21 protein-coding genes and 1 tRNA gene are annotated in these 23360 nt (G+C 65.2%); 12 read left to right on the top strand and 10 right to left on the bottom strand.

The window, feature by feature from the left end; translation table 11 throughout:
- Positions 1-90 precede the first annotated feature (90 nt).
- Both RZE79_RS06520 and RZE79_RS06515 read left to right on the top strand, forming a co-directional pair.
- A complete protein-coding gene (locus tag RZE79_RS06520) occupies positions 91-759 on the top strand; it encodes an RNA pyrophosphohydrolase (RefSeq protein ID WP_062474507.1) in 669 nt (222 codons plus the stop codon).
- Positions 707-1300: a CNP1-like family protein gene (locus tag RZE79_RS06515; RefSeq protein WP_319359498.1), complete on the top strand. Its 594-nt coding sequence runs from the start codon at positions 707-709 to the stop codon at positions 1298-1300. The genes RZE79_RS06520 and RZE79_RS06515 overlap by 53 nt, the downstream gene beginning before the upstream one ends.
- A gap of 34 nt (positions 1301-1334) precedes the next feature.
- Here RZE79_RS06515 and proB read toward each other — a convergent pair whose 3' ends face one another.
- The 4 genes from proB to rplU all read right to left on the bottom strand — a co-directional run bounded on the left by proB (position 1335) and on the right by rplU (position 4289).
- Positions 1335-2474, bottom strand: a complete 1140-nt coding sequence (gene proB, locus RZE79_RS06510; protein WP_319359497.1) for a glutamate 5-kinase — start codon at positions 2472-2474, stop codon at positions 1335-1337.
- 80 nt (positions 2475-2554) lie between these two features.
- Positions 2555-3631 (bottom strand): Obg family GTPase CgtA, encoded by a 1077-nt coding sequence (cgtA, locus tag RZE79_RS06505; protein WP_192193331.1) that lies wholly within the window; start codon positions 3629-3631, stop codon positions 2555-2557.
- A gap of 73 nt (positions 3632-3704) precedes the next feature.
- Positions 3705-3965 (bottom strand): 50S ribosomal protein L27, encoded by a 261-nt coding sequence (rpmA, locus tag RZE79_RS06500; RefSeq protein WP_013543198.1) that lies wholly within the window; start codon positions 3963-3965, stop codon positions 3705-3707.
- A 12-nt stretch (positions 3966-3977) separates the two neighbouring features.
- The gene (gene rplU / locus RZE79_RS06495; protein WP_042578903.1) at positions 3978-4289 is read right to left on the bottom strand and encodes a 50S ribosomal protein L21; all 312 of its coding nucleotides are present in this window, start codon (positions 4287-4289) and stop codon (positions 3978-3980) included.
- A gap of 182 nt (positions 4290-4471) precedes the next feature.
- Here rplU and RZE79_RS06490 point away from each other — a divergent pair, with 182 nt between their 5' ends.
- The 10 genes from RZE79_RS06490 (at position 4472) to RZE79_RS06445 (ending at position 13879) form a co-directional block, all read left to right on the top strand.
- On the top strand, positions 4472-5464 hold the full coding sequence (locus RZE79_RS06490) for a polyprenyl synthetase family protein (protein WP_153286198.1): 993 nt from the start codon (positions 4472-4474) through the stop codon (positions 5462-5464).
- 51 nt (positions 5465-5515) lie between these two features.
- Positions 5516-5592, top strand: a tRNA-Pro gene (locus RZE79_RS06485).
- Between the two features lie 114 nt (positions 5593-5706).
- A complete protein-coding gene (pilB, locus tag RZE79_RS06480; RefSeq protein ID WP_319359496.1) occupies positions 5707-7440 on the top strand; it encodes a type IV-A pilus assembly ATPase PilB in 1734 nt (577 codons plus the stop codon).
- Between the two features lie 24 nt (positions 7441-7464).
- On the top strand, positions 7465-8694 hold the full coding sequence (locus tag RZE79_RS06475; RefSeq protein WP_319359495.1) for a type II secretion system F family protein: 1230 nt from the start codon (positions 7465-7467) through the stop codon (positions 8692-8694).
- Positions 8694-9659, top strand: a complete 966-nt coding sequence (locus RZE79_RS06470; protein WP_319359494.1) for an A24 family peptidase — start codon at positions 8694-8696, stop codon at positions 9657-9659. The genes RZE79_RS06475 and RZE79_RS06470 overlap by 1 nt, the downstream gene beginning before the upstream one ends.
- 13 nt (positions 9660-9672) lie before the next feature.
- Complete coding sequence (coaE, locus tag RZE79_RS06465; protein ID WP_319359493.1) at positions 9673-10284, top strand: dephospho-CoA kinase; 612 nt, start codon at positions 9673-9675, stop codon at positions 10282-10284.
- 76 nt (positions 10285-10360) lie between these two features.
- Positions 10361-11854 carry an MBOAT family protein gene (locus RZE79_RS06460; protein ID WP_319359492.1) on the top strand — a complete coding sequence of 498 codons (1494 nt, stop codon included), beginning with the start codon at positions 10361-10363 and terminating at the stop codon, positions 11852-11854.
- A gap of 1 nt (position 11855) precedes the next feature.
- Complete coding sequence (locus RZE79_RS06455; protein ID WP_319359491.1) at positions 11856-12887, top strand: hypothetical protein; 1032 nt, start codon at positions 11856-11858, stop codon at positions 12885-12887.
- 30 nt (positions 12888-12917) lie between these two features.
- Positions 12918-13673 carry a cell division protein ZapD gene (gene zapD / locus RZE79_RS06450; RefSeq protein WP_153280312.1) on the top strand — a complete coding sequence of 252 codons (756 nt, stop codon included), beginning with the start codon at positions 12918-12920 and terminating at the stop codon, positions 13671-13673.
- Positions 13670-13879 carry a DNA gyrase inhibitor YacG gene (locus RZE79_RS06445; RefSeq protein ID WP_319359490.1) on the top strand — a complete coding sequence of 70 codons (210 nt, stop codon included), beginning with the start codon at positions 13670-13672 and terminating at the stop codon, positions 13877-13879. The genes zapD and RZE79_RS06445 overlap by 4 nt, the downstream gene beginning before the upstream one ends.
- A 20-nt stretch (positions 13880-13899) precedes the next feature.
- On the opposite strand, the gene RZE79_RS06440 is transcribed toward RZE79_RS06445, so the two are convergent.
- From RZE79_RS06440 to secA, 6 genes are read right to left on the bottom strand one after another with little or no spacing between them, the layout of a single operon-like run.
- Positions 13900-15867 (bottom strand): acyltransferase family protein, encoded by a 1968-nt coding sequence (locus tag RZE79_RS06440; protein ID WP_319359489.1) that lies wholly within the window; start codon positions 15865-15867, stop codon positions 13900-13902.
- Positions 15868-15887: 20 nt separating this feature from the next.
- Positions 15888-17858 carry an acyltransferase family protein gene (locus RZE79_RS06435; protein ID WP_319361112.1) on the bottom strand — a complete coding sequence of 657 codons (1971 nt, stop codon included), beginning with the start codon at positions 17856-17858 and terminating at the stop codon, positions 15888-15890.
- A gap of 7 nt (positions 17859-17865) precedes the next feature.
- The gene (locus tag RZE79_RS06430; RefSeq protein ID WP_319359488.1) at positions 17866-18330 is read right to left on the bottom strand and encodes an NUDIX domain-containing protein; all 465 of its coding nucleotides are present in this window, start codon (positions 18328-18330) and stop codon (positions 17866-17868) included.
- Complete coding sequence (locus RZE79_RS06425; RefSeq protein ID WP_319359487.1) at positions 18327-19202, bottom strand: ATP-binding protein; 876 nt, start codon at positions 19200-19202, stop codon at positions 18327-18329. Before RZE79_RS06425 ends, RZE79_RS06430 begins: the two co-directional genes overlap by 4 nt.
- Entirely contained in the window at positions 19199-20428 is a 1230-nt protein-coding gene (gene argJ / locus RZE79_RS06420; RefSeq protein WP_319359486.1) for a bifunctional glutamate N-acetyltransferase/amino-acid acetyltransferase ArgJ, read from the bottom strand. Before argJ ends, RZE79_RS06425 begins: the two co-directional genes overlap by 4 nt.
- Positions 20429-20458: 30 nt before the next feature.
- On the bottom strand, positions 20459-23245 hold the full coding sequence (gene secA / locus RZE79_RS06415) for a preprotein translocase subunit SecA (protein WP_319359485.1): 2787 nt from the start codon (positions 23243-23245) through the stop codon (positions 20459-20461).
- Positions 23246-23360: the final 115 nt, after the last annotated feature.

The raw sequence follows: 23360 nt of genomic DNA, 5'->3' as shown, positions 1-23360 counted from the left end.
CCGGATAGACCCTGAGAGCCCGGAACCGGTCGCTTGCCGAGGGCAACCCGGCATGCATAATCGACTCAGTTCAAAAATTGGGGTTTGATTATGCTCGACCGGGACGGCTTCAGGCCCAACGTCGGCATCATCCTGCTCAACCAGAGAAACCAGGTTTTCTGGGGCAAGCGCATACGCACGCATTCCTGGCAGTTTCCGCAAGGCGGCATCGACCGTGGCGAAAGTCCCGAGCAAGCCATGTTCCGGGAACTGCACGAGGAAGTCGGGCTCCATCCGGAGCATGTGCGCATCGTGGCCCGTACCCGCGACTGGTTGCGCTACGAGGTGCCGGATCGGTTCATCCGCCGTGACGCACGGGGCCACTACAAAGGCCAGAAGCAGATCTGGTATCTGCTGCAACTTGTCGGCCACGACTGGGATCTCAACCTGCGTGCCACCGACCATCCCGAATTCGACGCTTGGCGCTGGCATGACTACTGGGTCCCGCTCGACGTGGTCGTCGAGTTCAAGCGCGGCGTCTACGAGATGGCGCTTACCGAGCTTGCTCGCTACCTGCCCCGGCAGGATTTCCGCAACCGCTTCCTGCGCAGCAACGTGCGCGCCCGAGAATTCGAGCGCCACACGCTGGACCATGGAGCACCTGCGGGCCTCGACCTGCCGCCCGGCGGCAGCTTCGATCCGCATCCCGACATTCCTTCTGCGAGCGATGAACCTCCTCCCAAGAACAGCGCGCCTTCTTCTTTCCCGACGCCACGCTGAGCGTGCGCTCGTCATCGCCTGCGTCAGCCTGCTGGCTGCCTGCGCCTCCCGCGGCTACGACACCGACAACCCCGACTGGGCCCAAGCCGGCATGCCACCTGCGCCGAAGAGCACCGAGCAGGACAAGGAGTGGGAAGAAACCGCAGTGCCGCCGCCGCCCGCCTTCAGCGAAGCGCGTCTGCTGCCGATCGCGATGCCGCCCTACATGACGCTGAAGTTCGGTGTCGACCCGAACACGATCGCCATCACGAAGGACGGCATCGTGCGTTACGTGGTGGTGGCACAGAACCGGGCCGGCGGTGCCGTCAATGCGTTCTATGAAGGCGTGCGCTGCTCGACGGCCGAGATGAAGAGCTATGCCCGCTACAACAACGGCGCCTGGCAGGAAACGAAGTCGCCGGAGTGGAAGCGCGTGAAGGACATGAACTCCAGCTACGTGCCGGCGCTGGCGTCCCAAGGCCTGTGCCGGGGCAACGCGCCGCGCAGCTCGGTCAACGAGATGGTGCAGAACATCCGCAATCCGCTGCGCGAAATGCCGTGAACTGGCGGCGGGGCATCGCGCCCCGCCTTGGCGATCAACCCGGCATCAACACCATGTTGTCGCGGTGCACCATCTCCGGCTCGGCCGCGTAACCCAGCAGTCGCTCGAATTCCGCTGACGGCTTGCGGCACAGCAGCCGGGCCTCCACGCTCGAATAGTTGGCCAGCCCGCGGGCCAGCTCGACGCCGTCGACATCGCGCACTGCGATCACGTCGCCGCGCGAGAACTCGCCCGACACGCTCGTCATGCCGATCGGCAGTAGGCTCTTGCCTTCGCCACGCACCTTCGCGGCCGCGCCGGCGTCGACGATGACAGCACCGCGCAGCTGCAGGTGATCGGCCATCCAGCGTTTGCGCGCCTGATGCTTGGCGGTCTGCGCTACCAGCAGCGTGCCGATGGACTCGCCGCGCGTGAGCCGCAGCAGCGCGTCGGCTTCGCGACCCCAGGCGATGACGGTAGAGGCGCCAGAGCCCGCCGCACGCTTGGCTGCAAGGATCTTGGTGATCATGCCGCCCCGCCCGATGCTCGAGCCGGCACCGCCGGCCATGGCTTCGAGTGCCGGGTCGCCTGCGGCGGCTTCGTGCACGAACTTGGCGTCGGGGTCCTTGCGCGGGTCGGCCGTGTACAGGCCCTTCTGATCGGTCAGGATGATCAAGGCATCGGCCTCGACCAGGTTGGCGACCAGGGCACCGAGCGTGTCGTTGTCACCGAACTTGATCTCATCGTTGACCACCGTGTCGTTCTCGTTGATCACCGGCACCACGCCCAGGCGCAGCAGCGTGACAAGGGTCGAACGCGCGTTGAGGTAGCGCTCGCGGTCCGCGAGGTCGGCGTGCGTCAGCAGCACCTGCGCGCTGCCGATCTGGTTCTCGCGCAGCTTGGTCTCGTACATCTGGGCCAGGCCCATCTGTCCGACGGCCGCAGCGGCCTGCAACTCGTGGATCGCGTGCGGCCGGGTTTTCCAGCCGAGGCGCTTCATGCCTTCGGCAATCGCGCCGCTCGACACCATGACAACCTCGCGCCCGTCGCGCACCAGCTCGGCCAGTTGCCGGCACCACTCGCCGATGGCGCCTTCATCGAGGCCGCGCCCCTCGTTGGTCACGAGGCTGGAGCCCACCTTGACGACGATACGGCGGGCATCCCGCAAGGCAGTGGAACCGGAATTCGAGGTCATGAAGGAAGAAGGCGTGTTTCAGGGATGCAGCCTGCGCTGCTTGCTATCCATTTTGCAGCACCGAAGGCGCCGCGACGCCCTCAGTTTCCTTCGGGCGGCAGCGGAACGAAGCGCGGATCGACCACGACGGTTTCGTGCTCGGCCACCTGCTGCGCCTTGACCTGCTGGTACACGGCTTTGATCAGATGCTCGCAACCCTCGCGCGTGAGCGCCGAGATCTCGAAGACCGGGCCCTTGAAGCGCAGGCGCTTGACGAAGTCCTTGACCAGTGCCGCGCGTTCGTCGCCAGGCACCATGTCAAGCTTGTTCAGCACCAGCCAGCGCGGCTTTTCGTAGAGCGCGGCATCGTACTTCTTCAGTTCGCCCACGATGGCCTTGGCCTGGGCGACCGGGTCAACGGCATCGTCGAACGGTGCCATATCGACCACGTGCAGCAGCAGGCGCGTGCGCTGCAAGTGCCGCAGAAACAGGTGACCGAGGCCAGCGCCTTCGGACGCGCCTTCGATCAGACCGGGCAGGTCGGCGACCACGAAGCTTTGCTCCGGGCCGACGCGCACCACACCCAGGTTGGGGTGCAGCGTGGTGAAGGGGTAGTCCGCGATACGGGGGCGGGCATTCGAGATGGCGCTGATCAGGGTCGACTTGCCCGCATTGGGCATGCCCAGCAGGCCCACATCGGCCAGCACCTTGAGCTCGAGCTTGAGGCTCTTCTTCTCACCGGGCCAGCCGGGCGTCTTCTGACGCGGCGCACGGTTGATCGCGCTCTTGAAGCGCATGTTGCCGAAACCGCCGTCACCGCCCTTGGCGATCGTGACGACCTCGCCTTCGGTCAGCATCTCGTACAAGACCTCGCCGGTTTCGGCGTCGGTGATGATCGTGCCGACCGGCATCCTGAGGACGATGTCATCGCCCGCGGCGCCGAACATGTCGGAGCCCATGCCGTGCTCGCCGCGCTTGGCTTCGTGCCGGCGCGAGTAGCGGAAATCGACCAGGGTATTGAGGTTCGAGTCGGCCACCGCGAACACGTGGCCGCCACGGCCGCCGTCGCCGCCATTGGGGCCGCCGAACTCTTTGTACTTCTCATGTCGGAACGACACGCAGCCGTTGCCGCCATCGCCCGCGGCGATGTCGATGAAGGCTTCGTCGACGAACTTCATGGGATGTCCAGTTTACAAATGAAGAAGCCCCGGCAATGCGGGGCCTCGGAAAGATCGAAGTGACTGGCGGGGCTTAGGCCGCGGGCGTCACGTTGACCATGTGCTTGTTCAGCGCACCCTTGTGACCGAACGACACGTGGCCGTCGACCAGGGCGAAGAGCGTGTGGTCCTTGCCCACGCCGACGTTGACGCCGGGGTGGAACTGGGTGCCGCGCTGGCGCACGATGATCGAGCCTGCGCTGATCAGTTCGCCGCCGAAGGCCTTCACGCCGAGCATCTTGGGCTTGGAATCGCGCCCGTTTCGCGTTGAGCCGCCGCCTTTTTTCTGTGCCATGGAATGTGCTCCTTAGCCGGCGATCGCGCCGATTTGCAGTTCGGTGAACTGCTGGCGATGGCCTTGACGTTTTTGATAGTGCTTGCGACGGCGCATCTTGAAGATGCCGACCTTGTCGTGCTTGCCGTGCGACAGTACCGTGACTGTCACCGTTGCGCCGGACACCAGGGGCGTGCCAACCTTGATTTCAGCGCCGTTTCCGACAGCCAGAACCTGGTCGATCACGATTTCCTGGCCTACGTCCGCAGCAATCTGTTCTACTTTAATTTTTTCGCCGGAAGCAACGCGATATTGCTTGCCGCCGGTTTTTATGACCGCGTACATGTAAACCTCTTAGAAATGAGTCCCCGCAGCGAATTCCGCAGAGCCCAAGATTATAGCGCGCTTTGCGACCGCTCACCACCCCGACTCTGAGACACGCCCGGGATTCGTGCACGGCTCCCTATAATTCCGGCGTTCCGGCCCCCAGGGCCGCCCTCATCTTCGCAGCGCCCCGCGCCTTCGCTTTGCCAGTTCCCGCCGCCGACACCTCCCCCACCGCCACCGTGCTGGACCTGATTGCCGGCGACATGGTCGAAGTCGACCGTGTGATCGCCCTGCGACTGAACACCGGCGTTCCGCTGGTCAGCCAGGTTTCGCAATACATCATCTCGGCCGGCGGCAAGCGACTGCGGCCGGCGCTCTTGCTGCTCATGGCGGGCGCACTCGGCTACACCGGCGACCAACGCTTCAATCTGGCGGCCGTGGTGGAGTTCATCCACACCGCCACCCTGCTGCACGACGACGTGGTCGACGAGTCGACTCTGCGACGCGGCCGCGCAACTGCCAACGAATCCTTCGGCAACCCCGCCAGCGTGCTGGTGGGCGACTTCCTGTACTCGCGCGCCTTCCAGATGATGTTGGATGCAAACAACATGCGCATCATGCAGATCCTGGCCGAAGCGACCAACGTGATCGCGGAAGGCGAAGTGCTGCAGCTGATGAACATGCACGACGCCTCGCTGGACGAAGCGGCCTACCTGCGCGTCATTCGCTCCAAGACCGCCAAGCTCTTCGAGGCGAGCACCCGGTTGGCAGCCGTGCTGGCCGGCACCACGCCCGAAGTCGAAGAAGCCTGCGCCACCTATGGACAAGCGCTGGGCACCGCCTTCCAGGTGATCGACGACGTACTCGACTACGCAGGCGACGCCCAGGAAACCGGGAAGAACGTCGGCGACGACTTGCGCGAAGGCAAGACGACCTTGCCGCTGATCTTCGCCATGCAACGCGGCACGCCCGAACAGAGCGCACTTGTGCGCGCTGCCATCGAGGCCGGCGACACCGCCCAGCTAGGGAAAATCGTCGAGATCGTTCGCGAAACCGGCGCGCTGGAAGCCTCGCGCGCAGCCGCAGCCGCAGAGGCCGAACGCGCAATTCATGCATTGCGCAACCTTCCATCGAATTTGCACGCTTCAGGTTTGCTACAATTAGCGGCTCAGTTGCTTGAGCGACGTGCCTGAAACACCTCCACAGAGTTGGCATCTAGGACGAGTTTTTTTCTTGCAACCAATCGGGGTGTAGCTTAGCCTGGTAGAGCGCTACGTTCGGGACGTAGAGGCCGGAGGTTCGAATCCTCTCACCCCGACCAGTTTTTCTCGACTGGTCCAGTTTTGTCAGCGCGTGTTGCTGTGTAACGATTTACAGCACAGGCGTGTTCAGCGATGATCGTGAAGCACTTTTTCACATCTTTTGCATTCGCTGAATGGCCGCTGCCGAAATTCCCGTTAAAGAAACTACGCAGATCGCCCTTCCCGGCTTGGCGCGCGCTTTGGTGTCCGCCGGCAAGCTTGCAGCGAAATCAGCCGAAGAGATCTATCAGAAGTCGCTGAGCGGCCGCACCAGCTTCATCGCCGAACTGACCGGCACCGGCGCCGTCTCTGCTGCAGACCTCGCCCACACCCTGTCGAGCGCCTTCGGCGCGCCACTGCTCGACCTCGATGCCATCGATCACCAGCGCCTGCCCAAGGACCTGCTCGATCCGAAGCTCTGCCACGCCTACCGCATCGTCGTTCTCAGCAAGCGCAACAACCGCCTGATCGTCGCCACGGCCGACCCGTCGGACCAGCAGGCCGCGGAGAAGATCAAGTTCGCCTCGCAGATGGGCGTCGACTGGGTCATCGCGGAGTACGACAAGCTCTCGCGCATGATCGAAGCCGCCGCAGCCAGTGCGGCTGAAACGATCAACAGCATCGTCGGCACCGAGTTCGAGTTCGACGATGTCACGGCCGACACGTCGGGCGACGCCAACGAGCAGGCCATCGCCGAAGTCGAAGACGCCCCCGTGGTGCGCTTCCTGCACAAGATGCTGCTCGACGCAGTGAGCATGCGGGCTTCGGACATTCACTTCGAGCCCTACGAACACCACTATCGGGTGCGCTTCCGGGTCGATGGCGAGTTGCGCGAAATCGCCTCCCCGCCCACGGTCATCAAGGACAAGCTCGCCTCGCGCATCAAGGTCATTTCCCGGCTCGACATCTCGGAAAAACGCGTGCCGCAAGACGGCCGCATGAAGCTCAAGATCGGCCCCGACCGCGTGATCGACTTCCGCGTGAGCACGCTGCCCACGCTGTTCGGCGAGAAGATCGTCGTGCGTATCCTGGACCCGAGCAGCGCGCGCATGGGCATCGACGCCCTGGGCTACGACGCCGACGAGAAAGAACGGCTCCTCCACGCCATCGGCCGCCCGTACGGCATGGTGCTGGTGACCGGCCCCACGGGCTCGGGCAAGACCGTGTCGCTGTACACCTGCCTGAACCTGCTCAACCAGCCGGGCGTCAACATCGCGACGGCGGAAGATCCGTCGGAAATCAACCTGCCCGGCGTCAACCAGGTCAACGTCAACGAGAAGGCCGGCCTCACCTTCGCTGCGGCGCTGCGCGCCTTCCTGCGGCAGGATCCCGACATCATCATGGTCGGCGAAATCCGCGACCTCGAAACCGCCGACATCTCGATCAAGGCCGCGCAAACCGGCCACTTGGTGCTCTCGACGCTGCACACCAACGACGCGCCGACCACGCTGACGCGCATGCGCAACATGGGCATCGCGCCCTTCAACATTGCGTCGAGCGTGATCCTGATCACTGCCCAACGCCTTGCGCGCCGGCTGTGCATGCTGTGTCGCGTGCCGATCGACATCCCGCGCGAAGCCCTGCTTGAAGCCGGCTTCAACGAGGCAGACATCAACGGCACCTGGAAGCCGTACCGCCCGGTCGGCTGCGCCGCCTGCAGCGGCGGCTACAAGGGCCGGGTCGGCATCTACCAGGTGATGCCGATTACGGAAGCCATCCAGGAAATCATCCTGCGCGACGGCAGTGCGCTGGACATCGCGAACCAATCCGAAGCCGAAGGCGTGCGCTCGCTGCGCCAGTCCGGACTTCGCAAAGTCATGCAGGGCCTCACTTCGCTCGAAGAAGTCGTGGCCTGCACCAACCTATAACAAACACACTGAACCGGAGATCGAATGGCAACAGTGGCATCCTCCCGCTCCCAGGTCACGCACAAGGAATTCGTCTTCGAATGGGAAGGCAAGGACCGCAACGGCAAGCTGGTGCGCGGCGAGCTTCGCGCCGCCGGGGAGAACCAGGTCCAGGCGGCGCTGCGCCGTCAGGGCGTGCTGGCGTCCAAGATCAAGAAGCGCCGCATGCGTTCGGGCAAGTCGATCAAGCCCAAGGACATTGCGATCTTCACGCGCCAGCTCGCGACCATGATGAAAGCCGGCGTGCCGCTGCTGCAGTCCTTCGACATCGTCGGCCGCGGCAACGCGAACCCGAGCGTCGCCAAGCTGCTGAACGACATCCGCAGCGATGTCGAGACCGGCACCTCGCTGTCGGCGGCATTCCGCAAGTTTCCGAAGTACTTCGACAACCTGTATTGCAACCTGGTGGAAGCCGGTGAGGCGGCCGGTATTCTGGAAGAACTGCTCGACCGCCTGGCCACCTACATGGAGAAGACCGAGGCGATCAAGTCGAAGATCAAGTCGGCGCTGATGTATCCGACCTCGGTGGTCGTTGTGGCCTTCATCGTGGTGGCGATCATCATGATCTTCGTGATTCCCGCATTCAAGGAAGTGTTCACCTCGTTCGGTGCTGACCTGCCCGCGCCGACGCTGATCGTGATGGCGATCAGCGAGTTCTTCGTTTCCTACTGGTGGTTGATCTTCGGCGTGCTCGGTGGCGGCATCTACTTCTTTTTGCAAGCCTGGAAGCGCAACGAGCGTGTTCAGAAGGTCATGGACCGCCTGCTGCTGCGCCTTCCCATCTTCGGTACGCTGATCGAAAAATCCTGCGTGGCCCGCTGGACCCGCACGCTCGCCACCATGTTCGCAGCCGGCGTTCCGCTGGTCGAGGCGCTCGATTCCGTGGGCGGCGCATCGGGCAACTCGGTGTACGGAGACGCCACCGCCAAGATCCAGCAGGAAGTCTCGACCGGCACCAGCCTGACCACGGCCATGACCAACGTCAACCTGTTCCCCTCGATGGTGATCCAGATGACCGCCATCGGCGAAGAATCAGGCTCGATCGATCACATGCTGGGCAAGGCCGCGGACTTCTACGAGTCCGAAGTCGACGACATGGTCGCCGGCCTTTCCAGCCTGATGGAGCCCATCATCATCGTGTTCCTCGGCGTCATCATCGGTGGCATCGTGGTGTCGATGTACCTGCCCATCTTCAAGCTCGGCCAGGTCGTCTGATGCTGGTGTCGCAGGGGTTCGACACCGCGCTCGCCGGTGTGTTGGGGCTATTGGTCGGCAGCTTCCTGAACGTGGTGATCTACCGCACGCCGGTCATGATGTACCGGGGCTGGCTGAGCGATGCGGTCGCCAATCTCATGTCGTCGAAGGACATGCCTTCGCTGTGGTCGCTGGTCTTCGGCCCGAAGTCGGCGCCGCCTGCGGGCCTCGAAGCGGCGGCCGACAAAGCGGCCGAAGCCCTCGAGAAGCTGCCACCCTTCGACCTTTCGCGCCCTGCTTCGCGCTGCGGTGCCTGCGGCCACCGGATCCGCTGGTACCAGAACATCCCCGTGCTGAGCTACCTTCTGCTGCGCGGTCGATGCGCCAGCTGCAAGACCTCGATCAGCCCGCGCTATCCCCTCGTCGAACTGATCACCGGCGCGCTGTTCGCCCTGTGCGCGCATCGCTTCGGCATCACCCCGGCAGGCGCGCTCTGGGCGGCCTTCGGCGCTGTGCTGATCTGCCAGTTCCTCATCGACTTCGACACGCAGTTCCTGCCCGATTCACTGAACTACCCCCTGCTCTGGCTGGGCCTGATCGGTGCTGCCATGGGCTGGACCGGCATCGCCCTGAACGCCGCAGTCTGGGGCGCCGTGTTCGGCTACCTGAGCCTGTGGCTTGTGTACCATGCCTACCGCCTGGCCACAGGCAAGGAAGGCATGGGACATGGGGACTTCAAACTGCTCGCCGCACTGGGCGCCTGGCTCGGCGCCGACTACCTCATCGCGATCATCCTCGTGTCGTCGGTGGTGGGCGCCGTGATTGGCCTCGCGCTGCGCTTTGCCGGCAAGCTGGCCCACAAGGACATCCCCATCGCCTTCGGACCGTTCCTGGCCGGTGCCGGCCTGATCTGCCTCGTGGCCGGTCCCGCGGTCGTGAAGCAATGGATTCCTTTCGCCTTCCCCTTCGGCGCCCTGGCCCTCTAGGAACAGCAGCGGCATGGCAGTGAAGCGCATCGGCCTGACCGGCGGCATCGGCAGCGGCAAGAGCACGGTCGCATCGCTGCTGGTGGCCGAAGGGGCGGTGCTCGTCGACACCGATGCCATTGCGCGCAGCATCGCGCAGGCCGGCGGTATCGCGATGCCCGCCCTCGAATCTGCGTTCGGCCCTTCAGTCATTGCTCCCGACGGCAGCCTCGATCGGGTGGCCATGCGCCAGCTGGTGTTCACCGATGCGGGCGCCAAGGCCCGCCTCGAAGCCATCCTGCATCCGCTGATCGGCACCGAGACCCAGCGCCAGGCCGCCGCGGCCGGCGACGATGCCGTTGTCGTGTTCGATGTGCCCCTGCTGGTTGAATCGGGCCGCTGGCGCGCCCTCGTGGACCGCGTGCTGGTGGTCGATGCCCGGGAAGAAACGCAGTTGCAGCGCGTCATGACCCGTTCAGGCTGGGCCCCCGAAGCCGTGCGCGCCGTGATCGCCCAACAAGCCCCGCGCAAGGCACGCCGGGCGGCCGCCGACGCCGTGATTTACAACGAGTCGCTGACGCTCGGGGAACTGGGCACCGAGGTGCGGGGTCTCTGGAAGCTGTGGGCCGCGGCCACCACGCGATAATCGACGACCAGCCGCCCCGGCGGCTCTATAACGATTACGACAAAAAGGCGCTCGCCACTGCAGTGCCCTCCCCGAGATGCTTTTCAACTCGTATCCCTTCATTTTTGTCTATTTCCCGCTGGTCCTGATCGGGTTCTTCCTGATCGGCAAACGCAACACCCGCGCTGCCGCCGGCTTCCTCGGACTGGCCTCGCTGTTCTTTTACGGCTGGTGGAGCGTGCAGGCCCTGCCGCTGCTGCTCGGCTCGATCTGCGTCAACTACTGGTTCGGCCTGCAGCTGACACCCGCGCCGGGCCGCAACGACCGCAAGCGCAAGACGCTGCTGATCGCTGCGCTGGTGATCAACCTGGGCGTGCTGGCCGTCTTCAAGTACGCCAACTTCTTCCTGGAAAACGTCGACGCGGGGCTGGTCGCGGCAGGTATGACGCCCATCGATCTGGTGCACATCGTGCTGCCGATCGGCATCTCGTTCTACACCTTCACGCAGATCGCCTTCCTGGTCGACTGCTGGCAGGGCAAGGTGCATGAGCGCAGCTTCATCCACTACATGCTGTTCGTCACCTACTTCCCGCACCTGATCGCGGGTCCGGTGTTGCACCACGCGCAGATGATGCCGCAGTTCAACAGCCCGGCGACCTACAGGTTCAATGCCAGCAACGTGGCGCTCGGGCTGGGCATCTTCGTTTTCGGCCTGGCCAAGAAGATGCTGATCGCCGACCCGCTCGGGCAGTACGCCGACATGATGTTCAAGGGCGTGCACGAGGGCGTGCTGCCCTCCCTGTACACCGCGTGGTTCGGTGTGCTGGCCTACACGCTGCAGATCTATTTCGACTTCTCGGGCTACTCCGACATGGCGGTCGGCCTGTCGCTGTGCCTGGGCGTGCAGCTGCCGCTCAATTTCCGCTCGCCCTACAAGTCGACCAACATGATCGAGTTCTGGCGCCGCTGGCACATCTCGCTGTCGACCTTCCTGCGCGACTACCTCTACGTGCCGCTCGGCGGCAACCGCAAGGGCCCGGCACGCCGCTACCTCAACCTCTTCCTGACGATGCTGCTTGGCGGCCTGTGGCACGGTGCCGCATGGACCTTCGTGATCTGGGGCGCGCTGCATGGCGCCTACCTGATGGTCAATCACTTCTGGAACGCCAAGGTGCGCCGCGGCAACACCAAGACCACCTGGTACGGCCGCGTGATCGGCTGGTTCATCACCTTCCTGTGCGTGATGATCGCCTGGGTCGTGTTCCGCGCCGACAGCATGACGGCCGCCATCGAGATCTACAAGGGCATGCTCGGCCTGCACGGCGCCCCCGTGTCGGCCTTCGGCGAGTTCCGCGTTCCGTTCCGCAAGCCCGAATTCTTCCAGACCATCCTCGTGGGCCTCGTGATCTGCCTGGCGCTGCCGCCGACGATCACCCTCGACCGCTGGATTCCGAACGTCGCCGGCCTGGCCGGACGACCCCGCCTGCAACGCCTGGCCACATGGATCACCGGACTGGGCTGCGTCTATCTTTTCGGTCTGTGCGTGTCGAAGTTCGGCAGCTACAGCCCGTTCCTCTATTTCCAGTTCTGACATGGAAGACACGAAATCGGCCAAGGTCTGGCTCCGCATCTTCGCCGCCGGCTACCTGGTGTGCTGCGCCCTGCTGGTCGTCAGCCTCTTCACGCCCATTCCGTACGGCGACCTGACCCGCATCGGTCGCATCTCGGAGCAAGAGTTCGGCTGGCACGTACCGCCTCCGCCGATCCCCGATGCCAACGTCAAGACCTGGCCAATCCAGGAATCCGACATCCTGGTGATCGGCGACAGCTTCTCGGTGCGCTACGCCTGGCAATCGGTGCTCGTGGGCGCCGGCTACAAGCTCACCACCACGCACTGGGACAACACCGGCCCGCTGTGCGAGGACTTCGCGAGCTGGCTCCAAAAGTCCGGCTTCAAGGGCAAGGTCGTCATCGTCGAAAGCATCGAGCGCCTGCTCGAAGACCGCATCGAGAAGTCCGCGGCCTGCAAGACGATGAAGCACGCCTTCAAGCCGACCCCGCCGCCCGGTGAGAATCCGTCCAAACCGGCCCCCGGCTTCCAGCTCAACTGGGACGCCCAGTTGCTCAGCGGCTGGTTCACTTATCACAACACCCGCGCCATCCTGCGCTCGGACAGCTGGACCAACACCCCCGAGCACTGGGGCCCGCTGATCGACGCGCGCAAGGTGCCCGACGGCTGCAAGCAGTTCAGCCACCGCGCGTGCGACAAGCTGCTGGTGACCGCCGAAGACCGCGTCAACGCCCCGTTGTCGGTCGAGTCGGCACGCTTCATGAAGCGCTTCGAGAACAGCGCCGCGCCCTACAAGGTGGTATGGATGGTCGTGCCCAACAAGAGCACGGTCTATTTGCAACAAAACCATGCCGATGCGTTCAGGGCCGAATTCAACCCGCAAAATATCGGGCCGGACCTGTTCGATCTTGCGGAGAAAAACCGCTTCAAGATGACGGATCTATTTCCCGCGAACGAGACCCACGTCTCGACCCAGGGTTACATTCTTTTCGGCCAGCGTATGCTGGAGGCTGTGCGTGAGGTGCTGCCGGCACCAATTGCAAAATCGCAATGAGCTCGAACCTGATCTGAAAAGCCGATACGCGTGATCCTCTACGAGTACCCCTTCAACGAGCGCACCCGCACCTACCTGCGGCTGGAGCACCTCTTCCGCCGGCTCGGTGAACTGGTGCCCTCCGAATCGCCGCTGTCCCATCACTACGCCCTGGTCACGATCTTCGAGATCATGGACGTGGCCGCGCGGGCCGACCTCAAGGCCGACGTCATGCGCGACCTCGACAAGCACAAGAACGTGTTCAACGGCTACCGGGGCAATCCGGCCATCGCCGAAGCCGTGCTCGACCAGGTGGTCGGCCAGCTCGAGCGCAACTTCACCACACTGAACGGCGTGGCGGGCAAGGCCGGCCAGGCGCTGACGGAAAACGAGTGGCTCATGAGCATCCGCAGCCGCGCCGGCATTCCGGGCGGCACCTGCGAGTTCGACCTGCCCGCCTATTTCGCCTGGCAACACCGTCCGGCCGCCAGCCGCCGCGCCGACCTCGAGCGCTGGTCGAACACCCTGTCTCCGCTGGCGTCGTCGATCTACCTGCTGCTCAAGCTGCTGCGCGACGCCGACGTGCCCTACAAGGTGATCGCGACCAACGGCCAGTTCCAGCAGAACCTGCCGCAAGGCCGCAGCTTCCAGCTGCTGCGCCTGCGCATCGACCCGAAGCTGGGCCTGATTCCTGAAATCAGCGGCAACCGACTCATGGTGTCCGTGCGCCTCATGCGGCACGACAAGGACGATCGCCTCCATCCAAGCTCGGACGACGCGCCTTTCGAGCTGACTCTCTGCGCATGACCGAGGTGAACGACAAGGGCGAGCGGATCGTCCGTTGCCCCACGTGCGGCGGCGACAGCATCTATGCGCCGAGCAACAGCTACCGCCCGTTTTGCAGCGCGCGCTGCAAGGGCATCGACCTGGGAGCCTGGGCCAGCGAAGAGTTCCGGATGCCGACCGAGGCCCCGCCCGACGACGATCCGTTCGGCGACCCGAAGGTCCAGTAACCGCCCCGCCGCGCCGACGGCTACTTGCCGCCTGCGTCCTCGTCCAGCAACGCCGGATCCATGTAGGTCGCAAAGCTGCGCGCATAGCGCGGCCGGAGGTGACCGATGTCCTTGTACGCCGGCGAACCATCGTCCGGCATGCTGCGAAGGCACTGGCCGTCAGCGCACAAGCTGGCGAACGGCGCAATCACCTGCGCGCCATTGGCTTCGGCCACCTGCCTCAGCCGCGCATTGAACTGCGCCTGGTCTTCCGGCAACGGGGCCTTGCCTTGCTCGCTGACGCGCATCCCGCCCAAGCGGCTGCCCTCGATCTGCTTGAGCGGATCGAAATCCATGCCGACCGGGTTGCCGAGCACCAGGTAGACCTTCTTGTGCGCCGCGGACAGGCGCTTCAACACCTCGCCCAGCGACTGGAGCGCCAGGTCAACGCCGTCGCCGTTCTGGAACGGGTGCACGACCTTCTTGTCGTCGACGAAATAGTTCACCGCAGGTCCGACGCCGGTGAAATAGCAGCTCCAGCAGGCCCCGAGCACCACCGAGTCGATTTCCGGTTGGAGCGCCAGATCGAGCACGGCCGCGCGCCGCGCGTCGCAGGCCGTGTCGGCACCGCTGAACAGGCCCGGCACCGGCGGGCACGACCCCTTGGTCGCGAAGTACACCGTGCGGGCCTTGTCGGGCTGCGTGCGCACCAGTTCGAGGGCGCGCGGCGCATATTGCTCGACGTGGCTGTCGCCGATCAGCAGCACGTTGTGTTTGCCGTTGCCGGTGCGGTAAACGAACTGGCCACCGAGTGCAGATTCCTCGAAGCCCCCGTAGTAGTTGTCTTCGCGCGTCGCATCGGCCACGGCTTGCAGTGCCTGGCTGTCGTGGCGCGGCTGCGGCATGCCCAGGAACACCAGCACGCCGACCAGCGCCAGCGCCGCACCGCCGGCGGCCAGCCCGCGCAGCATGCCCTGCGAGAGGTGCAGTTTGACAAAGCGCTCCACGAAACGGTACGTGACCCAGGCCAGGACGACCGAAGCCACCACCATCGCGATGCGCACCTGCAGCGAGGGCTCGCCGCCCGCGACGATGCGCGCATACGAAAGCAGCGGCCAGTGCCACAGGTACAACGGGTAGCTGATGAGGCCGATCCACACCATCACACGGTTCGACAGCAGGTACTTGTTCAGCACGCCGTTCGGCCCTGCGGCGATGCAGCTCACCGCGCCGAGCACCGGCAGCAACGCCCACCAGCCGGGAAACGCCTTGGTGCTGCGCGTCATGAAAAGGCCCAGCACGATCAGTCCCAGGCCGACCACCGACTGCACGTGCTTCAGCATCGGCCGCGCATCCGCCGACGTCGACGTCGGCTGGAGACGCATGACCGCCAGCAGGCCACCGGCCATCAGCTCCCACGCGCGCGACAGCGGCGAATAGAACGCCGCGGCGCGGTACGGCTGTACCGTGAGCACGTTGACCAGGAACGAAATGATGGCCACCGCCAGCGTCACCCGCAGGATCGGCCAGCGCTTGCGCCAGGCCAGCCCCAGCAGCAGCGGCCAGAAAATGTAGAACTGCTCCTCGATGCCGAGCGACCACAGGTGCAGCAGCGGCTTGGTTTCCGCCGTGGCATCGAAGTACCCCGCTTCACCGAGGAACACCAGGTTGGCGAAGAAAGCGGCCCCGCCGGTGGTCTGCTTGCCGAGCTGCGAAAACTCGCCGGGCAGCAGCACGTACCAGCCGAACGCCAGCGTGGCGAGCAGCACCAGCAGCAGCGCGGGAAAGATGCGCCGAATGCGTCGCTCGTAGAAGTCGCGGTAGGTGAAGTCGCCCGCCGCAAGGCTCTGGAGAAGGATGGTCGTGATCAGGAAGCCCGAAATCACGAAGAAGACGTCGACCCCGATGAAGCCGCCGGGCAGCAGGCTCGGAAAGGCGTGGTACGCCAGCACCGAGCCCACCGCGATGGCGCGCAGGCCGTCAATGTCCGGGCGGTACTTGGGATGCATCGTCGGTCCGGCGGGCTCGCTCAGCGCGCCGGCTGTTGCGCGGCGGCCGGTGCGCTGCGCACCGTGCGGTCGAAATAGCTCGCCTCTTCCCGGGTGTAGCGCGGACGCAGGTGGTCAGCGTCCTTGTACGCGGGGGCGCCGTCGGGCAGCGTGCGCAGGCACTGGTCGTTCTTGCACAGCACCGACATGGCGTCGATCGGCTCCGCCCCGCTCGCCTGCGCGATGGCGCGCAGCCGGTCGTTGAGCTGCTTCTGGTCAGCCGGCAGCGGCGCGGTCGGGGTCGAGGACATGGCCTCCATGTGCGTCAGGCGACTGCCTTCGATCAGCCGCTTGGGCGTGAACTCCGGGCCGCCGGGGTTGTCGAGCAGCAGGTAGACCTTCTTGTGCCGCGCGAGTTCGCGCAGCGTGAACTCCATCGAAGCCAGGGAACGCTCGATGCCGTCACCGTTCTGGAACGGATGGCGCTTGTTGTCGGCGTCGCGGAAGTAGTAGTCCAGCGCGCCCTGGCCGATGAAGTAGCAGTTCCAGCAACCGCCGATCACCACCGAATCGACCTCGGGGCCCATGGCATAGGCCAGCATGGCATCGCGCCGTTCGGCACAGCCGATGTTCTTGTCTGCATGCACACCCGGTACGGCCGGGCAGGCGCCCTGGGTCACGAACCAGGCCGACTTGTCTGGCATCGACAGCGTGCGGGCCAGCTCCATCACGCGCGGTGCGTACTGCTGCACATGGCTGTCGCCCAGGAACAGCACGCGCTTCGGGCCACTGCCGACCTTGTAGACCAGCTGCTCGCCGATCTGATCGAGCTTGAAGCCCTCGTAGTAGTCGCCGTCCAGCGTGGCGTTGGCCACGACCTGCAGCCGGGCGCTGTTGTTGCGTGGCTCCGGCACGCCCAGAAAGATCGCGACACCCGCGGCGGCCACCAGCACCATGCCCGCGCCCAGTGCCTTGAGCGTTCCCGCGCCGGGCCGGTTGCGTGCGAAGCGCTCGACGAAACGGTAGGTCGCCCACGCCAGCAGCACGCTCGCCACCATCGCGCCCGCGCGATAGACCGGCGAAGGGTGCAGCGGATCGGCTTCCACGATGCGCACGAAGGCCAGCAGCGGCCAGTGCCACAGGTACAGCGGGTAGCTGATGAGGCCGATCCACACCATCACGCGGTTCGACAGCAGGTACTTGTTCAGCACGCCGTTCGGACCCGCAGCGATGCAGCTCACCGCGCCCAGCGTCGGCAGCAGCGCCCACCAGCCCGGGAACGCCTTGTTGCTGCGGATCATCACCAGCCCGAGCACGATCAGGCCCACGCCCAGCACCGACTGCACGTGGCTGCGCCACGCATTCGGTGCCGGCGGCTTCAGCCGCATGCACGCCAGGATGCCGCCGACCATCAGCTCCCAGAAGCGGGAGGCCGGCGAATAGAACGACGCCGCGGGCAGCGGATGCACCGTCGTCACGTTGATCAGGAACGACACCGCTGCCACCGCGAGCACCACGCGCACCATCGGCCAGCGTTTGCGCCAGGCCAACCCCAGCAGCAGCGGCCAGAAAATGTAGAACTGCTCCTCGATGCCCAGCGACCACAGGTGCAGCAGCGGCTTGGTTTCCGCCGCCGTATCGAAGTAGCCCGACTCGCTCCAGAACACCAGGTTGGCGACAAAGGCCGAGCCCCCCACGGTCTGCTTGCCGAGCTCCGCGAACTCGTCGGACAGCAGCAGGTACCAGCCCGCGCACAGGGTCGCCAGCAGCACCACGATCAGGGCCGGAAAGATCCGGCGGATGCGGCGCGCGTAGAAGTCGCGGTAGGTGAAGTCACCCGCCGCGAGGCTTTGCAGGATGATGGTCGTGATCAGGAAACCCGAGATCACGAAGAAGATGTCGACCCCGATGAAGCCGCCCATCAGCGCGGTCGGGAACGCGTGGTACACCAGCACGGCGCCCACCGCAATGGCACGCAGGCCGTCAATGTCCGGACGGTACTTGGGGTGCATCAATCGGTCAGTGGGCCGGGGCCGGCACAACGACCGGCGGCGGCACGAACGGCAGACCGCGCTCCTCCGACAGCCACTGCAGCACGGGGAACGCCCCCGGCAACACCGGAGCCACCTCGAGCGGCAACTGCTGCCAGGCCATGGCCTGGCTCTCGCGCATTTCGAACTCGCCGCTCCAGTCCGTCACCTTGCACCAGTGCAGGCGCACCAGCGCGTGCGGGTAGTCGTGCTCCGTGACCTTCCAGACCTCGGCGCCGCCGATGGTGATGCCCAGCTCTTCCTGCAGCTCGCGGCGCAGGGCTTCTTCGACCGTTTCACCGGCCTCGATCTTGCCGCCCGGAAACTCCCAGTAGCCCGCGTAGGCCTTGCCTTCGGGCCGCGTGGTGAGCAGCAGCGCATCGTCGGCCAGCCGGATCAGCACGCCGACGGCCACTTCGGTGTGCTTGCGCGCCGATTTCACAGCCTCGCTCACGCGCCAGCCCGCCCTGCGTAGTCGCGCGCGAACTGGTAGGCCACGCGGCCGCTGCGCGAGCCGCGCTCCAGCGCCCACACGAGCGCCTCGGGCCGCGCTGCGGCGATGGCCGCTTCGTCGACGCCGAACGACGAGAGCCACTGGCCCACGATCGTCAGGTATTCGTTCTGGCTGAAGGGGTAGAAGCTCACCCAGAGGCCGAAGCGCTCCGACAGCGAAATCTTTTCTTCGATCACCTCACCCGGATGGACTTCGCCATCTTCGGTGTGGGTGTACGAGAGGTTGTCCTTCATGTACTCGGGCAGCAGGTGGCGCCGGTTGCTGGTCGCGTAGATCAGCACGTTGGGCGTCGAGGCGGCAATCGATCCGTCGAGGATCGACTTGAGCGCCTTGTAGCCCGGCTCGCCTTCGTCGAAGCTCAGGTCGTCGCTGAAGACGATGAACTTCTCGGGACGCTGCGACACCACCTCGACGATGTCGGGCAGGTCGACCAGCTCGGCCTTGTCGACTTCGATCAGGCGCAGGCCCTGCGGCGCATAGGCCTGCAGGCAGGCGCGGATCAGCGACGACTTGCCCGTGCCGCGTGCGCCGGTCAGCAGCACGTTGTTGGCCGGCTTGCCTTCGACGAACTGGCGCGTGTTGCGCTCGATCTTTTCCTTCTGGACGTCGATTTCCTTCAGCGAATCGAGCGCCATCGTGGCCACGTGCTTCACCGGCTCCAGCACGCCGTGGCCGGAGTTGCGACGGCGGTAGCGCCAGGCGATCGACGCGTTCCAGTCGGGAGGTGCCGACAGCGGCTGCGGCAGGATCGATTCGATGCGGCCGATGAGCTGCTCGGCGCGCTCGATCAGCTTCTGGAACTGCTCGTTCATGACCGGTAGTCGGCGTTGATCGTGACGTATTCGTGGCTGAAGTCGCAGGTCCACACGGTTTCGGTGGCGGTGCCGCGGCCCAGGCCGATGCGCACGGTGATTTCGCTCTGCTTCATCACGCGCTGGCCGTCTTCCTCGCGGTACGACGGGTTGCGCCCGCCCTTCACGGCCACGTGCACGTCGTCCAGGAACAGGTCGATGCCGGTCTGGTCGAGGTCGGCAATGCCGGCATAGCCGACGGCTGCCAGGATGCGGCCCAGGTTCGGGTCGCTGGCGAAGAAGGCGGTCTTGACCAGCGGCGAATGCGCCACGGCGTACGCCACCTGGCGGCACTCGGCCGTGTCCTTGCCGCCGTCGACCTGGATGGTGATGAACTTGGTCGCGCCTTCACCGTCGCGCACGATGGCCTGCGCCAGCAGGCGGGCCACGTCGCGCATTGCGGCCACGAGCGCCTGGCCGTCGGCCGAGTCGAGCGAGGTGATGGTGGCGTGCGCGGCCTTCTGCGTGGCGATGACCACGAACGAGTCGTTGGTCGAGGTGTCGCCGTCGATGGTCACGCGGTTGAACGAGGCATCGGCCAGCTGCCTGGCCAGCGGCTGGATCAGCGACGGATCGATCTTCGCGTCGGTCGCCATGAAGCCGAGCATGGTCGCCATGTTCGGGCGGATCATGCCGGCGCCCTTGCTGATGCCGGTGATGGTGACGGTGGCGCCGCCGATCTGCACCTGGCGGCTGAACGCCTTCGGGATCGTGTCGGTGGTCATGATGCCTTCGGCGGCACGGCCCCAGTTGTTCTCCGACGCGTCGGCCAGCGCCGCCGGCAGGCCGGCTTCGATGCGGTCCACGGGCAGCGGCTCCATGATCACGCCGGTCGAGAACGGCAGGATCTGCTCGGGTGCGAGCTCCAGGTGGCGCGCCAGCGCGATGCAGGTCGAGCGCGTGCGCATCAGGCCGTCTTCGCCGGTGCCGGCGTTGGCATTGCCGGTGTTGATCACCATCGCGCGGATGCCGTAGTTGGCCGCCAGGTGGTCGCGGCAGACCTGCACGGGCGCGGCGCAGAAACGGTTCTGCGTGAACACGCCGCCGACCGCCGAGCCTTCGTCGATCAGCACGACGGTCAGGTCCTTGCGGTTGGCCTTGCGCACGCCGGCTTCGGCCACGCCGATGCGGACGCCGGGCACCGCGAACAGGGCGGCAGGATCAGGAGCGGACAGGTTCACGGGCATGGGATTTCTCTCAATGAAAGATGCGAGGCTTCAGTTCAGCTTGCCGTGGCACTGCTTGTACTTCTTGCCGCTGCCGCAGGGGCAGGGGTCGTTGCGGCCGACGCGCGCAAAGGCGGCGGCTTCGGCGCTCAGGGCGCCGGTGCCGACGGCCGCGAGGCGGCGCTGGTTCTCGTCGTCGACGCGCACCTCGACCTCGCCCGTCTCGGTGGGCGCGGTGTAGGTGATGTTCGAGACGTTCTCGCCGCGGCTTTCCATTTCTTCGGCCGCCTGCTCGAGCTGTTCGCCCGACTGCACGCGCACCGTCATGAGCTGGCGGGTGACTTCGTTCTTCACCGAATCGAGCAGCTGGCCGAAGAGCTCGAAGGCCTCGCGCTTGTATTCCTGCTTGGGCTGCTTCTGCGCATAGCCGCGCAGGTGGATGCCCTGGCGCAGGTAGTCGAGCGAAGCCAGGTGTTCGCGCCAGTGGGTGTCGATGCTCTGCAGCAGCACCATGCGTTCGAACTGGGTGAAGTTCTCCTGGCCGATCAGCGTGACCTTGGCGTCGAAGCTCTCGTTGGCGTAGGCCACGATCTTCTCGACCACTTCCTCGTCGGAGATGGCTTCCGACGACTCGACCAGCTGCTTGAGCGGCATGTCGATGCCCCACTCGCTGAACAGGCTCTTCTCGAGGCCGTCGAGGTCCCACTGCTCTTCGACCGATTCGCGCGGCACGTACTGGCGCGCGAGGTCGGTGAAGCAGCCTTCGCGCAGCGCGGCGATCTGCGCCGTGAGGTCGGTCGCGTCGAGGATGTCGTTGCGCTGCTGGTAGATCACCTTGCGCTGGTCGTTCGACACGTCGTCGTACTCGAGCAGCTGCTTGCGGATGTCGAAGTTGCGCGCCTCGACCTTGCGCTGCGCGCTCTCGATGCTGCGCGTGACGATGCCGGCCTCGATGGCTTCGCCGTCGGGCATCTTCAGGCGGTCCATGATCGCCTTCACGCGGTCGCCCGCGAAGATGCGCATCAGCGGATCGTCCAGGCTCAGGTAGAAGCGCGAGGAACCCGGGTCGCCCTGGCGGCCCGAACGGCCGCGCAGCTGGTTGTCGATGCGGCGCGACTCATGGCGTTCGGTGGCAATGATGCGCAGGCCGCCCAGCGACTTCACGAACTCGTGGTCCTTGGTCCACTCGGCGCGCACGTGCGCGATGTCAGCCTGCTTGGTGGCTTCGTCGCGACCTTCGTCGGCCTCGATCGCCTCGATCATCTTCTCGATGTTGCCGCCCAGCACGATGTCGGTGCCGCGGCCGGCCATGTTGGTCGCGATGGTGATCATCTTCGTGCGACCGGCCTGCGCCACGATGTCGGCCTCGCGGGCGTGCTGCTTGGCGTTCAGCACCTGGTGCGGCAGGCCTGCCTTCTCGAGCAGGGCGTCGATGATTTCCGAGTTTTCGATCGACGAGGTGCCCACCAGCACCGGCTGGCCGCGCTCGTAGCACTCGCGGATGTCCTGGATGGCCGCTTCGTACTTCTCGCGCGTCGTCTTGTAGACGCGGTCGAGCTGGTCGTCGCGCTTGCTGATGCGGTTCGGCGGAATGATCGTGGTCTCGAGACCGTAGATTTCCTGGAACTCGTAGGCCTCGGTGTCGGCCGTGCCGGTCATGCCGGCCAGCTTGCCGTACAGGCGGAAGTAGTTCTGGAAGGTGATCGAAGCGAGCGTCTGGTTCTCGGCCTGGATCTCGACGCCTTCCTTGGCTTCCACGGCCTGGTGCAGGCCGTCGCTCCAGCGGCGACCGCTCATGAGGCGGCCGGTGAATTCGTCGACGATGACCACTTCGCCCTGCTGCACCACGTAGTGCTGGTCGCGGTGGTACAGGTGGCGGGCACGCAGCGCGGCATTCAGGTGATGCATCAGCGTGATGTTGGCCGGGTCGTACAGCGACGCGCCCTCGGGAATCAGCTTCAGTTCGCCCAGGATGCGCTCGGCGTTCTCATGGCCGTCTTCGGTCAGGAACACCTGGTGGGTTTTTTCGTCGACCGTGAAATCGCCGGGCACCGTGACGCCCTCGCCCGTGCGCGGATCGGCTTCGCCTTCCTGCTTCTTGAGCAGCGGCACCACCTTGTTGATCGCCAGGTACAGGTCGGTGTGGTCTTCGGCCTGGCCGCTGATGATCAGCGGCGTGCGGGCCTCGTCGATCAGGATGGAGTCGACCTCGTCGACGATCGCGAAATTCAGGCCACGCTGCACCCGGTCGCCCGGCTCGTAGACCATGTTGTCGCGCAGGTAGTCGAAGCCGTACTCGTTGTTGGTGCCGTACGTGATGTCGCTGCCGTAGGCGGCCTGCTTTTCCTCACGCGGCATCTGCGGCAGGTTGATGCCGACCGACAGGCCCAGGAAGTTGTACAGGCGGCCCATCCAGGTCGCGTCGCGGTTGGCCAGGTAGTCGTTCACCGTGACCACGTGCACGCCCTTGCCGGACAGCGCGTTCAGGTACACGGGCAGCGTGGCGGTCAGCGTCTTGCCTTCGCCGGTGCGCATTTCGGAAATCTTGCCGTTGTGCAGCGCCATGCCGCCGAGCAGCTGGACGTCGAAGTGGCGCATCTTCATGACGCGCTTGGAGCCTTCGCGCACGGTGGCGAAGGCTTCGGGCAGCAGGTCGTCGAGGCTTTCGCCCTTGGCGACACGGTCCTTGAATTCCTGCGTCTTGGCGCGCAGCGCGTCGTCGCTGAGCTTTTCGAACTCGGGTTCGAGCGCATTGATGCGCGTCACCGTCTTGCGATACTGCTTGAGGAGCCGGTCGTTGCGACTGCCGAAGATCTGGGTCAGGAAGTTGGTTGCCATGGGCGTGGAGAGGGGCGGGCACCTGACACGACAGGCACTGCGACCGGATTCCCTAAGATATGGTGAAAGCAGTTGGGCGCACCTTCTTCGAATGCAAGCTTGGCAAGTCTCGAAG

The organism is Variovorax sp. EBFNA2, from assembly GCF_033802765.1.
GTDB classification, from domain to species: Bacteria; Pseudomonadota; Gammaproteobacteria; order Burkholderiales; family Burkholderiaceae_C; genus Variovorax; species Variovorax paradoxus_H.
Note: the sequence above shows the minus strand (reverse complement) of the source record. Positions and strands in the feature narration are given on the sequence as shown.